The sequence below is a fragment of the Paraburkholderia caledonica genome, from assembly GCF_000383275.1.
Classification (GTDB): domain Bacteria; phylum Pseudomonadota; class Gammaproteobacteria; order Burkholderiales; family Burkholderiaceae; genus Paraburkholderia; species Paraburkholderia caledonica.
The window spans coordinates 1-13,207 of the sequence record NZ_KB911038.1; the positions used below are offsets into that span (position 1 = coordinate 1).

The following is a 13,207-nucleotide window of genomic DNA, read 5'->3' on the forward strand; positions in this document are numbered from 1 at the left end:
GTGTCGCTGAACCTGTATGCCGAGCATGAGTTCAACGCGTCGACGTTCACGGGGCGCGTGATCGCGGGCACCGGTTCTGACATCTACTCGGCAATCACGGGCGCAATCGGCGCGCTGCGAGGACCGAAGCACGGCGGCGCGAACGAAGTCGCGTTCGAGATCCAGTCGCGCTACCAGACGCCGGACGAAGCGGAAAGCGATATCCGCCGGCGCGTCGAGAACAAGGAAGTGGTGATCGGTTTCGGTCACCCGGTATACACGATCTCGGACCCGCGCAACAAGGTCATCAAGGAAGTGGCGAAAAAGCTTTCGAAGGAAGCGGGCAACAACAAGCTTTTCGACATCGCCGAAAGACTCGAATCGGTGATGTGGGAAGCGAAGAAGATGTTTCCCAACCTGGACTGGTTCAGCGCCGTGTCGTATCACATGATGGGCGTGCCTACGGCGATGTTCACGCCGCTTTTCGTCATTGCACGCACGGCCGGCTGGAGCGCGCACATCATCGAGCAGCGGATCGACAACAAGATCATTCGCCCGAGCGCGAATTACACCGGTCCCGACGATCTGCCGTTCGTGCCGCTCGCGAAGCGCGGCTAACGCCGTCAGAGCCCTCGCGCAAGCACGTGGACCCTGGCTCGCCGATACCCCGAGCCAGGGCCGTTCTTTGCCGTAGCGAGCTACACTAGACCGATTGCTTCACCCAGGCAGGAACGCGCCGTTAAAAACGCCCGCTCAATGCGATGGCCGCCGCCCTTGTTCCCGCATCATTACTGTTGGTCCCCACGCCATGAATACTGCCTACCGCAAACGCCTTCCCGGCACCCAGCTTGATTTCTTCGATGCGCGCGCCGCCGTCGACGCAATCCAGGCCGGCGCATACGACAAGCTTCCGTACACGTCGCGCGTGCTCGCCGAAAATCTCGTGCGGCGCTGCGATCCGGTGACGCTCGTCGCGTCGTTGAAACAGATCGTGGAACGCAAGCGCGAGCTGGATTTCCCGTGGTTTCCGGCGCGCGTGGTATGTCACGACATTCTCGGCCAGACCGCGCTGGTCGATCTTGCCGGTTTGCGCGACGCGATCGCCGCGCAAGGCGGCGACCCAGCGATGGTCAATCCAGTGGTGCCGACGCAACTCGTCGTGGACCACTCGCTTGCGGTGGAGTGCGGCGGCTTCGACCCGGACGCGTTCGCGAAGAACCGGGCAATCGAAGACCGTCGCAATGAAGACCGCTTCGATTTCATCAACTGGACGAAGCGGGCGTTCCGCAACGTCGACGTGATTCCGCCGGGCAACGGCATCCTGCATCAGATCAACCTTGAACGCATGAGTCCGGTCGTGCAGGTGAACGACGGCGTCGCGTTTCCCGATACGCTGGTGGGCACGGACTCGCACACGCCGATGGTCGACGCGCTTGGCGTGATCGCGATCGGCGTCGGCGGACTGGAAGCGGAAAGTGTGATGCTGGGCCGCGCGTCGTATATGCGTCTGCCGGATATCGTCGGCGTGAAGTTGACGGGTAAGCCTGCTGAAGGCATTACGGCAACCGACGTCGTCCTGTCGCTGACCGAGTTCCTGCGCAAGGAAAAAGTTGTCGGCGCATACCTTGAGTTCTTCGGCGAGGGTACGGCGAAGCTCACGCTCGGCGACCGCGCGACGATTGCGAACATGGCGCCCGAATTCGGCGCGACCGCCGCGATGTTCTATATCGACGAGCAGACCATCAAGTACCTGAAGCTGACCGGCCGCGACGACGAACTCGTGAAGCTCGTCGAAACCTACGCAAAAGAAGCCGGCTTGTGGGCCGACAGCCTCACGCATGCCGAGTACGAGCGCGTGCTGAAGTTCGATCTGTCCACGGTCGTGCGCACGCTCGCCGGGCCGTCGAATCCGCACCGGCGCTTGCCGGTTTCCGAACTGGCGGCGCGCGGCATCAGCGGCAAGGTCGAGAACGAGCCGGGCTTGATGCCGGACGGCGCGGTGATCATCGCGGCAATCACGAGTTGCACGAACACCAACAATCCGCGCAACATGATCGCCGCGGGCCTGCTCGCGCGTAACGCGAACCGGCGCGGGCTCACGCGCAAGCCGTGGGCAAAGACGTCGCTCGCGCCTGGCTCGAAAGCCGTCACGTTGTATCTGGAAGAAGCCGGCTTGCTGCCCGAGCTCGAACAGCTTGGCTTTGGCGTCGTCGCGTATGCGTGCACGTCGTGCAACGGCATGTCCGGCGCGCTCGACCCGGCGATCCAGAAGGAGATCGTGGAGCGCGACCTGTATGCAACTGCCGTGCTGTCGGGCAATCGCAATTTCGACGGCCGCATTCATCCGTTCGCGAAGCAGGCGTTTCTTGCTTCGCCGCCGCTGGTGGTGGCTTATGCGATTGCGGGCACGATTCGCTTCGACATAGAGAAGGATGTGCTCGGTGTCGATGCCGATGGCAATAACGTGACACTGAAGGACATCTGGCCGTCGGACGAAGAAATCGATGCAATCGTGGCTTCGAGCGTCAAGCCCGAGCAATTCCGCAAAGTGTACGAGCCGATGTTCGCGGTGTCGGTGGACACGCAGGAGAAAGCGAACCCGCTTTACGACTGGCGTCCGATGAGCACGTACATTCGCCGTCCGCCGTATTGGGAAGGTGCGCTTGCGGGCGAGCGCACGCTGCAGGGCATGCGTGCGCTCGCCGTGCTCGGCGACAACATTACGACCGATCACCTGTCGCCGTCGAATGCAATCTTGCCGGACAGCGCGGCAGGCGAATACCTGACGAAAATGGGTTTGCCCGAAGAAGATTTCAATTCGTACGCGACGCATCGCGGCGATCACCTGACGGCGCAGCGCGCCACGTTCGCGAACCCGACGCTCAGGAACGAGATGGTGATCGAAGACGGCAAGGTGAAGGCCGGTTCGTTTGCACGCATCGAGCCGGAGGGCAAGATCACGCGCATGTGGGAAGCGATCGAAACTTATATGGAACGCAAGCAGCCGCTGATCGTGATCGCCGGAGCCGACTATGGCCAGGGGTCGTCGCGTGACTGGGCTGCCAAGGGCGTGCGCCTTGCCGGCGCGGAAGCGATTGTCGCCGAAGGATTCGAACGGATTCACCGCACGAATCTTGTCGGCATGGGCGTGTTGCCGCTCGAATTCAAGCCGGGCGTGAACCGCATCACGCTGGCAATCGACGGCACGGAAACCTTCGACGTAATCGGCGAACGCAAGCCGCGCACGGATCTGACGCTGGTCATTCATCGCCGAAGCGGTGAGCGCGTCGAGGTGCCGGTGACCTGCCGGCTCGACACGGCCGAAGAGCTTTCCATCTACGAGGCCGGCGGCGTGCTGCAGCGTTTTGCGCAGGACTTTCTGGAGTCGTCGAAGGCGGCGGCTTAATCAATATCGTTCAGGACACTGTTTCATGGCGCATAAACCGCAGATCAGAATTCCGGCCACTTACATGCGTGGCGGCACGAGCAAAGGCGTGTTCTTCCGCTTGCAGGACTTGCCCGATGCGGCGCAAACGCCCGGCGCCGCGCGCGACGCGCTGCTGCTGCGTGTGATCGGCAGCCCGGACCCGTACGGCAAGCAGATTGACGGCATGGGCGGCGCGACGTCGAGCACGAGCAAGACGGTGATCATCGCTAAAAGCAGCAAGCCCGATCACGATGTGGATTACCTGTTCGGACAGGTGTCGATAGACAAGCCGTTCGTCGACTGGAGCGGCAATTGCGGCAATCTCTCTGCTGCAGTGGGCCCTTTCGCGATCAGCGCGGGGTTGGTCGAGGCGAACCGGATTCCGCGCGACGGCGTGGCGACCGTGCGGATCTGGCAGGCGAACATCGGCAAGACAATCATCGCGCACGTGCCGATGAGCGACGGCGCAGTGCAGGAAACGGGCGACTTCGAACTCGACGGCGTGACCTTTCCGGCGGCGGAAGTGCAGCTCGAATTCATGGACCCCGCTGCGGAAGAAGCCGGCGCCGGCGGCTCGATGTTTCCGACCGGCAATCTCGTCGACGATCTCGATGTGCCCGGCGTCGGCACGCTCAAGGCGACCATGATCAACGCCGGCATCCCGACGATTTTCGTGAATGCCGAGGCGATCGGCTACAAGGGCACGGAGTTGCAGGACGCCATCAATAGCGATGAAAAGGCGCTCGCAATGTTCGAGACGATTCGCGCACACGGCGCGCTGCGCATGGGGCTGATCAAGCATCTGGACGAGATTGCGACGCGCCAGCACACGCCGAAGATCGCGTTCGTTGCGAAGCCGGCCGACTACGTGTCGTCGAGCGGCAAGCGGATCGGCTCGGGCGACGCGGATCTGCTGGTCCGCGCGATGTCGATGGGCAAGCTGCATCACGCGATGATGGGCACCGCCGCGGTGGCGATCGGTACTGCGGCGGCGATTCCGGGAACGTTGGTGAATCTGGCGGCTGGCGGCGGTGAGCGTGAAGCGGTGAGGTTCGGGCATCCGTCGGGCACGCTGCGGGTGGGGGCGGAGGCTGCAGTTGTCGGTGGCGAGTGGGTTGTCAGGAAGGCGGTGATGAGTCGCAGTGCGAGAGTTTTGATGGAGGGTTGGGTCAGGGTGCAGGGCTAGGCAGAGGCGCTCCGGTGCCGGCCGGATGCATGGCATCGAACTCAGGCTCGGACGTGGACTTTTAGCGCGCCCGGTTGAACGTGCGTGGCTTCGCACTGGTTATAATCCCTGGGCCATCGAGAAACACTCAACGGTCAGGTCTGGAAGCTGTGATCGTAACCACGCATCCGCCCACATGAGGCATGCGTCTGTCTCTGCTGGGCTGTGTTGCCCGTCTCAACCGAATGCCCGCCGACCTACTGAAGTCTTAGCGAGATCGCACAATGAGTAAGAATAAACGCCGATCGCAAGCCGATTCCCGGCCACCCGTCGACGCTCTCCAGTACGAAAAGCTTGCGCTCTCGGCTTTCCATCTCTGTGACCGGCAGATGAGCAAGCTCGACTCGTTGATCACGCTTGCGTCCACGATATGTAGGAATCCTGCCGTCACGATTGACGAGCGCCGCCGGCAGCAGACCATGCTGGAATTGCTCATCAGCACCGGCGAGCAATATCAGCAGGAGCTTGCGTGCGACCGCGAACTCTTCCAGGTGATCGCACTCGATGCCAAAGGAGTGGCTAAGAAGCGCATCACGGCGAGCCGGGCGGCGCGCCTGCTTCAGGAAGCAAAGGAGCCCGCGTCGCGGGTGCCCGACATGAGCACCGGTCCGCAAGAAACCGCTTGCCTCGATGAAGCGTCAAGCGACGACGTGGAAGCCGGACCCGGCCCCGACGTCACGCGCCATTGAACGCACACAGCGTTGCCGGCGACTGAAGGCCGCCGTTCTCCGTGCGGGTGTCCGTCAGACTGCACGTCGCCTTCGCAGGCTTACTTCGCTCCGTGTTTGGCCTGCCAGCGTTGCATGAAGCCGATTTCGTCATGCTGCGCCTTGATGATGTTTTTCGCCAGGCGCTTCAACTCCGGGTCTTTGCCGTACTTGAGTTCGACCTGCGCCATGTCTATCGCGCCCTGGTGGTGCGGGATCATGTGCGCGACGAAGTCTTTATCGGCGTCCCCCGTGTAGGTCGGCGCGCTCATGTCTTTCATCATCTTTTCGTCGGCGGCTTTGAACGCCGGCGTCGAGTCGCCGGACGCCGCACCGGCTGAGGAAGACATGTCCATGCCGGGCATGGAGGCCGGGTGTTGCGCGTGAACAGGCGCGGTGGCGACGGCACATACCACACCGCCGAACACGCACAATGCACGAAAAGCGCGAAGTTTCTTCATAGTCGATTCCCATTAAAAAGTTGTTCGAGCGACGCGCGGCTATCAGTCCCTCACCGACGGATGAAATCCCGCCGCCGCGATGGCTTCCGTGAGTTGCGCCGAAGTTAGCGTCGACGCGACCTTGACGATCTTCGTGGACACGTCGATGTCGACCGCGGCAGCCGGATCAAGACCGGCAATCGCGCGAGCAATCGCGTTTGCGCATCCACCGCAAGACATATCCGGAACGGCTAATTCCAATTTCATTTTCAATCTCCTGAGACAAGTCTCAAGACGATCTTGCACCTTCCCACGGCGGTAAGGTCAAGCCTGCGAGCATGCGTCTTTACCTTTCCCGCTGACGCCAATCTGCGCCCGTCATTGGGAACGGTCCTACACAGGCGCTCGTCTTGGACGTCGATAATCGGCGTCACCTCATGCGCAGGCCAGCGTTCGCAGCCTGCGCCAGTCGAGGTCTCACGATTCATCCACGCAGACTCATCCACGCAGACTCATTCGCGCGAACATGCAAAACCAGTCCCCTGTATCACCCCAAGCCATTTCGCTCTGGTTCAACGAAGCGGAAGAAGCACGCCTCGCAGGTCGCTTCGACACGGCGCAGGCGCTTCTCGATCGAATCATTGTGCATGACTCGGCGCACGCGGCCGCGCTTTACTCGCGCGGACTGGTGGCGCTCGCACAGGACCAGCTGCCATTGGCGCAACGCTGGATCGAGCGGGCGGTCGAAGTCGAGCCGCAGCCGCCGTTCTTCGATATGTTGTGCCTCGTCCAGATCAGGCTGCGCGCGTTCGCGAGCATTGTGCACACTGCCAGCGCGGGGCTCACGTATCAGCCGGATTCGCTTTCGCTTCATTATTACCTCGGCGTCGCGCTGCAGTTGCAAGGGCGTGCGGAAGAGGCGGCAGCAGTCTATCGCAGGTTGATCGAACTCAAGCCGGACTATGTGCAGGCGCACGCTAACTTGGGCATCGTCGTGAAAGACCTGGGTTCGTTGAGCAAGGCCGAGCAGCACCTCAGGCACGCCATGACGTTAGACCCGTCCAATCGCGGCGCTCGCGCAAGTCTCAGTCAGGTGCTGCTGGCAGCGGGTCGCTACGAAGAAGCGTGGCCGTACTTTGAAGACCGTTGGGCCAATTTCGTCGATGCCGACGGGCAACCCGTATCCCAGCGGTCGGAACTCCCATGGCCGCAGTGGAAGGGCGAGGACTCCGGCGTGGCGGGCGGCGCGCGCCTCCTCGTTCTGCCGGAGCAAGGTCACGGCGACAGCCTGCAATTCGTGCGTTACCTGCCGCTCGCACTCGAACGTTTTGCCCAGGTGGGCTACATCTGCCCGCCCTCGCTGCGGCGCCTGTATGAAGAGTCGTTGTGCGTGCGCTGGCCGGGCCTCGTCATGCTCGACGACGTCATGCCTGATGCCAAAGAGTGGGACTGGCAATGTCCGTTGATGTCGTTGCCCCTCGCATTCGGCACGCGCCTCGACAACATCCCAGCAGAGCCGTATCTGCGCGCAGAGCCGCAGCGTTCCGCCGAGTGGCGTGCAAAACTCGGCGAGTTGTCGCGGCCGGACCTGCCGCGCGTCGGTGTCGTATGGGCCGGCGGCCACTCCGGGCTCACCGAAGATCGTGCGCGCAGCCTCACATCGGCGCAGTTCGCCCCATTGCTTTCTTTGTCGCGGATTCGCTGGATCAGCTTGCAGAAAGCCGACGACCTCGCAAAGCGTGCGAGCCCCTCGACAAAAGCGTATCTCACCGACTGGATGGACGGCGTGTCGGACTTTGCGGACACTGCCGCGATCATCGACAACCTGGACCTCGTCATTTCGGTCGACACGTCGGTCGCTCATCTGGCAGCGGCCATGGGCAAGCCGGTCTGGTTGCTGAATCGTTTTGCCGGTTGCTGGCGGTGGCTGCGCAATCGCGACGACAGCCCGTGGTATCCGACAGTGCGCATTTTCACGCAACCGCAACGGGGAAATTGGGACGAAGTAATCGAGCGCGTCGCGGCGCAATTGAAGCAGCGTTATGAACCGGGCATAACTTACCGTTCCTTTGTGCGCTAGCTAACTCAACGCCGCGCCAGATTTACTGGATGGTGAGTTCGGGGTGCTAAGCTCGGGCGCTGTCGTGTTGTGGTTTCTCTCGCCGGTGAGGCGGGTGCCGTTTGCCAAAATAGTCGATTAACAGGGGCCAGGCATGTTGAGAAAAGTCGTCGACAGGGCAAAACAGATCCGAAGGAGCGAGCGATTCAAGCATTCCGTCGCCACGCCTCGCCGCATATCGCTTCATGCGATGCAGCGCCTCAACCGGGGCGTCTTTGCGATCGAAATCAAGGAGAACTCCGGCTTTTTCTCCGTCATGCAAATGGTGTTGTTCATCCTCATGTTTTGTGAGGAAAAATGCCTGATGCCGCGCATTAGCGCTCGCGGCGGCCTGTATGGCGATGCCGATGGAAAGGTCGACTGGTTCTCCGCGTTCTTCGAACCGGTACGCGCTCCGGCTGCCTTGCCGCTCGCGCGCAAGCTCAGGACTTCGACGGTTCGTGACCTCGTGCAGTTGGGCTTCCGGCAACGTTACGAGCACTTGCTGGAACTCGGCAGCGCGAGTGAACTGTTCTTTGCATACTATCGGCCGGCGCAGCATATTCTTCGCGAGGTGGATGCAGTCTGCGAGCAACTCGGCATCGGCGCCTTTACACTGGGCGCGCACTTCAGAGGCACTGACAAAACGCTCGAAGCGGTTCCCGTTTCGTGGAAAGACTTTTGCCGTCACGTCGAAACGACGCTGGCGGAAAATCCGTGTTTGAACCACGTTTTCATTTCAAGCGACGAACAGGCCTTTGTCGACTACTTTGTCGCATGGCCGTTCAGCAAGCCGGTGAGCGTCGCGCCGGCGAGGCTGCTTGCGAACGGTGCGACGCCGGTTCATTTCAGCGGCTTTCCGGGGCTGGAAGTCGGGCGCGAAGCGCTCGTCTCCAGTCTGCTTTTGTCGCGCTGCGGCTATCTGGTCAAAACGCCGTCTTATCTGTCCGCGTGGTCGCGAATCTTCAACCCGGCGCTACCCGTCAAGCTCGTCGCTCCACCGAGGCCAGATGCGTTCTGGTTTCCCGACAGCCGGTTGTGGCTCGAACAGGAGGCGCACGACAAAGCGGCTTGAATGCCGCGTCGCTGACCCCGCGCGACTGCCCGACCTCGCGACATGCTCGAGCGGCTTGCGATATCCTTTTGTGACAAGCCGCGCACTGAGCGCTCAAGCACATCACAAAGGACTCGCAACATGAAAGCCGTCAAGATCGGAACGCCTGCCAGCGTCGACAATCTCCAGTTGGTCGATATCGACGATCCGGGACAGCCAGGCCCGGGCCAGGTTCGCGTGCGTATTCACGCCAGCTCGTTGAACTTTCACGACTACGGCGTCGTAAGCGGCGTGTTGCCCGCCGACGCCGGGCGTATTCCAATGGCGGACGGCGCGGGTGTCGTCGAAGCAGTCGGCGAAGGCGTCGGCGAATTCAAGGCTGGCGACCATGTCGTGTCGTGCTTCTTCCCTTTCTGGGAGAACGGTACGCCCACGATTGGCGACTTCAAAACCACACCCGGCGACGGCGTTGACGGCTATGCGCGCGAAGTCGTCGTGCTGCCGAGCCACTACTTTACGCATGCACCGAAAGGCTACAGCCACGCCGAAGCCGCGACGCTCACCACGGCCGGACTGACGGCATGGCGCGCGTTGATCGTCGACGGTCAGTTGAAACCGGGTGCGACGGTGCTCGTGCTCGGCACCGGCGGCGTGTCGATCTTCGGCTTGCAGCTTGCCAAGGCGATGGGCGCCTCGGTGATCGCGACGTCCTCGTCGGATGCGAAGCTCGAAAAGCTTCGCGCGCTTGGCGCCGATCACACGATCAACTATCGCGAGAATCCCGAGTGGGGCAAAACGGTGCGCTCGTTGACCGGGGGCAGAGGCGTCGATCATGTGATCGAAGTGGGCGGTCCGGGCACGTTGCCGCAGTCGATCACTGCCTGCCGGATAGGCGGCCATATTGCGCTAATCGGCGTGCTGACCGGGCGCGCGGGCCCGGTGCCCACCGCGGCGCTGATGGCACGGCAACAGCGGCTGCAGGGGCTGATTGTCGGCAGCCGGCAGGATCAGCGCGACATGACTCGCGCGCTCGAAGTGACCGGCATCAAGCCTGTCATCGACAGCACGTTCGAACTCGCGAAGCTCGGCGACGCGTTCAGGCATGAAGCGGCGGGCGCACACTTCGGAAAGATTTGCGTATCGATCTGAGCACGACGCGCTTGAGCGTCCGCGCAACGCGGTGAGGCTCAACTGCGCTGCGCGAGATCTGCGAATGTGACGCTTCTGGCCGCGCATGCTTCGGTGAACGCTTCGTCGTAGCTGGAGAAGAACACGGTGCGGGTTTGCGCGAGCGTCGTGAACAGATTCACCAGCACCGCACGCGCGGCGGCGTCGAGTCCGCCTACGGGCTCGTCCGCGATCAGCACTTTCGTTTCGCCAATCACCGCGGTTGTTAGAAAAAACTTTTTGCGCGTGCCGAACGACATCTGTTCAAAGCGCTTTTCCAGATGCGGCGTGAGTCCGAAGCGGTCGGCGAGCGCCAGCGTCGCGTCGCTGACCACCGCGTTTCTCGCCGAAGCCACGCGTTGCAGATATTCGCGACCGGTCGGATCAGGCGACGGCATGCAATCCTCCGGCACGTACGTCAGCAGCGATTGCGCGGCTTTACGCGCCGTGCGCAGTGGAAGGTTGCCGATCCAGATTTCCCCTTCATCAGCCTCGATTACGCCGGCAAGCATGCCGAGCAAAGTCGATTTACCGCTGCCGGACTCGTCGTTGAGCGCCACGCAGCCTGCGGCAGAGTCGTGCCACAGTCGCTGAAAGATGACGCGGTCGCCATAGCGCTTGCTGAGGTTTTCGAAACGAAGCATGAGTGTGACGTGTAGTGTGAATTGCTACGCAATGTCCATTGTGAGGAGCGCGCGCGATTTTAGACGGATGGCGAAGCCTATCAAAAACCGGACGATTGTTCCGATTTTCCGCGTGTTGACGGCGTTATCGCCATACCGCTAGCCCTTAATCTCAAAACTGCATCGCTTTCACAAAAAATAGGGCGGGGTGAAATGATAGGTCTACAGAATACGCGGCCTTTTTTGCGCTGCTAAACTGTGCGCCGGAGCAGTTTTCTTCCGCACCCATGCGCCACTCGCGCCCCCAATTTCCGCCAGCCTCAACCTGCGGGATAAGCGGTAGAAACAGGCCTTTTCTGCGATTTGGAAGAAGCAGCCGCACGGCATACTGGCTTATACGCGGTGGGTGAAAAAGGGACGCATGGTTGGATGTCCTTTCTTCCAGGCAGGCATGGCGTCGCAATTGCCGATTCCTCTCCCAACCGCTCATCCTCTCTAATTCGATATGTATCGGGGCTCGCTTGAGCCCGTTTTTGGAAGTGACTCATGAAGCCGGGAAAGAATTCGCTTGGGAAAACACGCACGCGCAAATTCGTCATTGCGGCGGCATCGGCGCTTGTCGCATTGACGCTCGCATTCAGTTTGTGGCATTACCAGCAGCGCTCCGCGCAGGTTGCGCCCGCGCTGACCGGCGTCGCCAACCAGATGCGCCATGACACGTCGGCCTGGACGCGCGAGGAGAAAGACGCGTCGCAAATGCTGCGCGACATTCATGACGCGAAGGTTGCCGCAATCGGCGTGAGTCCCAGTGCGATTCTCGTGTCGAAGCGCGACGGCTCCAAGTATTTCGTGACCGACCACAACGCGACCTTTTCGCACGCGCTGTTACTCGGCGAGCCGAAGAACGGCGACGCGGCTTCATACCAACTGGTGTGGCTGCCCGACGCGGACATCCGCACGGGCGGTTCGAACTGGGTGCAGGCTTTCGACCAGACGCGCGACGTAATCAGCCTGCTGCTGCCGTTGCTGCTGATCGGCGGCATGGTGTGGTTCATGCGCCGTGAGATGCGCGGCGGCGCGACGCTGCTCGGCAAGGCGCCCACGCTGCGCTTTGACGACGTGATCGGCGCCGGCGAAGCGAAGGCGGCGCTCGCGGACATTCGCGGCTATCTGTCGAACCCGAAGCAGTTCACGTCGATGGGCGTACGAGCGCCGTGCGGCATCCTGATGGTGGGCGGCCCCGGCGTGGGCAAGACGCGGCTCGCACAGGCGCTGGCAGGAGAATGCGGCGCGAGCTTCATCTCGATCACCGGCAGCTATTTCAGCGCGAAGTATTACGGCGTGGGCATCCAGAAGGTCAAACATCTGTTCGAAATGGCGCGCAAGAATGCGCCCACGGTGATCTTCATCGACGAAGCCGACGGCCTCGCGAAGCGCACCGACACGGGCGGCGGTCCCGTCGAAGCGGAGAGCAACCGCATCATCAATCAGTTGCTGGCGGAGATGGACGGCTTTGCCTCGAACGAAGGCGTGATTATCGTTGCGGCCACCAATCATCCGGACAATCTGGACGAGGCGTTGCGCCGGCCCGGCCGTTTCGATCGCACCGTGCAGGTTCGCCTGCCCGATCGCGAGGACCGCGCGAAGATTTTCCGTTTCTATGCCGAGAGGCTGAAGTCGAAGGCCGCGGACATCGACTACGATCAACTCGCGCGCCTTACCACAGGCTTGTCGCCGGCGACCGTCGCGATGGTCGTGAATCAGGCCGGTCTCGTCGCGCGCAAAGCCGGCGACACGGAAATCGCGGCGAAGCATTTCATCGAGGCGATCAAGATCGCGCGGATCGGCGACGTGAGCGGCGCGGAACGCGCATTGACCGAGGACGAACGCACGCGTATTGCCGTGCACGAAGCCGGGCATGGCCTGGTCGCGGCGCTGCTCGGCACCGGCGTACTCGAGGAGGTCACGATTCTGCCGCGCGGCGGCGCGCTGGGCGTCGCGCTTATCACGAAGGCGCAGGACAAGCATCTTTATCGTGAGACCGAAATCCGCAATGAAGTGAAGGTCTTGCTCGGCGGCCGTAACGCGGAAATTCTGGCGTTTTCCGAAGCGTCCAGCGGTGCGGCCTCCGATCTGCAGGAAGCGTCGCGTATCAGCCTCGATATGGTGTCGAAGTTCGGCTTCAACAGCGACGGCAATCTGTTTAGCCTCGCCGCGTTGCCCTCGCAATACGCGGGTTTGCAGATGAAGGGCGCGATCGAGCAGGCGAACGTGCTGCTCAAGGAGTTGAACGAGCAGTGCTATAGCCTGCTGCACGCGTATGAACCCGTGCTGCGCGCTATTGCAGACGAACTTCTCGAGCAGGAAACCGTGCCGGGCGAAACGGTGTATCGCCTGATCAAGGAGCACAAGAGCACGCTGAAGATCGTGCACGAGCCCGAGGCGGCTTGAGCGGCCACGCACTACCACGCCTGAGCGGCTAGACAC

At 61.8% G+C, this 13,207-nt stretch carries 11 protein-coding genes; 8 read left to right on the top strand and 3 right to left on the bottom strand.

Annotated features, from left to right (window positions below; genetic code table 11):
* From H281_RS0115375 to H281_RS0115390, 4 genes are all read left to right on the top strand, one after another.
* Nucleotides 1–597, top strand: a 597-nt coding sequence (locus tag H281_RS0115375; protein ID WP_020068017.1) for a citrate/2-methylcitrate synthase, incomplete at its 5' end; no start/stop codon positions are given.
* 190 nt (nt 598–787) lie between these two features.
* Nucleotides 788–3,385, top strand: coding sequence for a Fe/S-dependent 2-methylisocitrate dehydratase AcnD (gene acnD, locus H281_RS0115380; protein WP_020068018.1), 2,598 nt, complete (start codon nt 788–790; stop codon nt 3,383–3,385).
* A gap of 25 nt (nt 3,386–3,410) precedes the next feature.
* Nucleotides 3,411–4,592, top strand: a complete 1,182-nt coding sequence (prpF, locus tag H281_RS0115385) for a 2-methylaconitate cis-trans isomerase PrpF (RefSeq protein WP_020068019.1) — start codon at nt 3,411–3,413, stop codon at nt 4,590–4,592.
* 263 nt (nt 4,593–4,855) lie between these two features.
* Nucleotides 4,856–5,320: a hypothetical protein gene (locus H281_RS0115390; protein ID WP_027804627.1), complete on the top strand. Its 465-nt coding sequence runs from the start codon at nt 4,856–4,858 to the stop codon at nt 5,318–5,320.
* An 80-nt stretch (nt 5,321–5,400) separates the two neighbouring features.
* Here the strand turns inward: H281_RS0115390 and copM are convergent, their stop codons facing one another.
* Both copM and H281_RS0115400 read right to left on the bottom strand, forming a co-directional pair.
* Nucleotides 5,401–5,799 (bottom strand): CopM family metallochaperone, encoded by a 399-nt coding sequence (copM, locus tag H281_RS0115395; protein WP_020068021.1) that lies wholly within the window; start codon nt 5,797–5,799, stop codon nt 5,401–5,403.
* A gap of 42 nt (nt 5,800–5,841) precedes the next feature.
* A complete protein-coding gene (locus H281_RS0115400) occupies nt 5,842–6,039 on the bottom strand; it encodes a heavy-metal-associated domain-containing protein (RefSeq protein ID WP_027804628.1) in 198 nt (65 codons plus the stop codon).
* Between the two features lie 265 nt (nt 6,040–6,304).
* Here H281_RS0115400 and H281_RS0115405 point away from each other — a divergent pair, with 265 nt between their 5' ends.
* From H281_RS0115405 to H281_RS0115415, 3 genes are all read left to right on the top strand, one after another.
* Nucleotides 6,305–7,858: a tetratricopeptide repeat protein gene (locus H281_RS0115405; RefSeq protein ID WP_020068023.1), complete on the top strand. Its 1,554-nt coding sequence runs from the start codon at nt 6,305–6,307 to the stop codon at nt 7,856–7,858.
* 133 nt (nt 7,859–7,991) lie between these two features.
* On the top strand, nt 7,992–8,951 hold the full coding sequence (locus H281_RS0115410; protein WP_027804629.1) for an O-fucosyltransferase family protein: 960 nt from the start codon (nt 7,992–7,994) through the stop codon (nt 8,949–8,951).
* A 120-nt stretch (nt 8,952–9,071) separates the two neighbouring features.
* On the top strand, nt 9,072–10,079 hold the full coding sequence (locus tag H281_RS0115415) for a zinc-dependent alcohol dehydrogenase family protein (protein WP_020068025.1): 1,008 nt from the start codon (nt 9,072–9,074) through the stop codon (nt 10,077–10,079).
* 38 nt (nt 10,080–10,117) lie between these two features.
* On the opposite strand, the gene H281_RS0115420 is transcribed toward H281_RS0115415, so the two are convergent.
* The gene (locus H281_RS0115420; protein ID WP_020068026.1) at nt 10,118–10,741 is read right to left on the bottom strand and encodes an ABC transporter ATP-binding protein; all 624 of its coding nucleotides are present in this window, start codon (nt 10,739–10,741) and stop codon (nt 10,118–10,120) included.
* A gap of 525 nt (nt 10,742–11,266) precedes the next feature.
* Here H281_RS0115420 and H281_RS0115425 point away from each other — a divergent pair.
* Nucleotides 11,267–13,171: an AAA family ATPase gene (locus H281_RS0115425; RefSeq protein ID WP_020068027.1), complete on the top strand. Its 1,905-nt coding sequence runs from the start codon at nt 11,267–11,269 to the stop codon at nt 13,169–13,171.
* Nucleotides 13,172–13,207 lie beyond the last annotated feature (36 nt).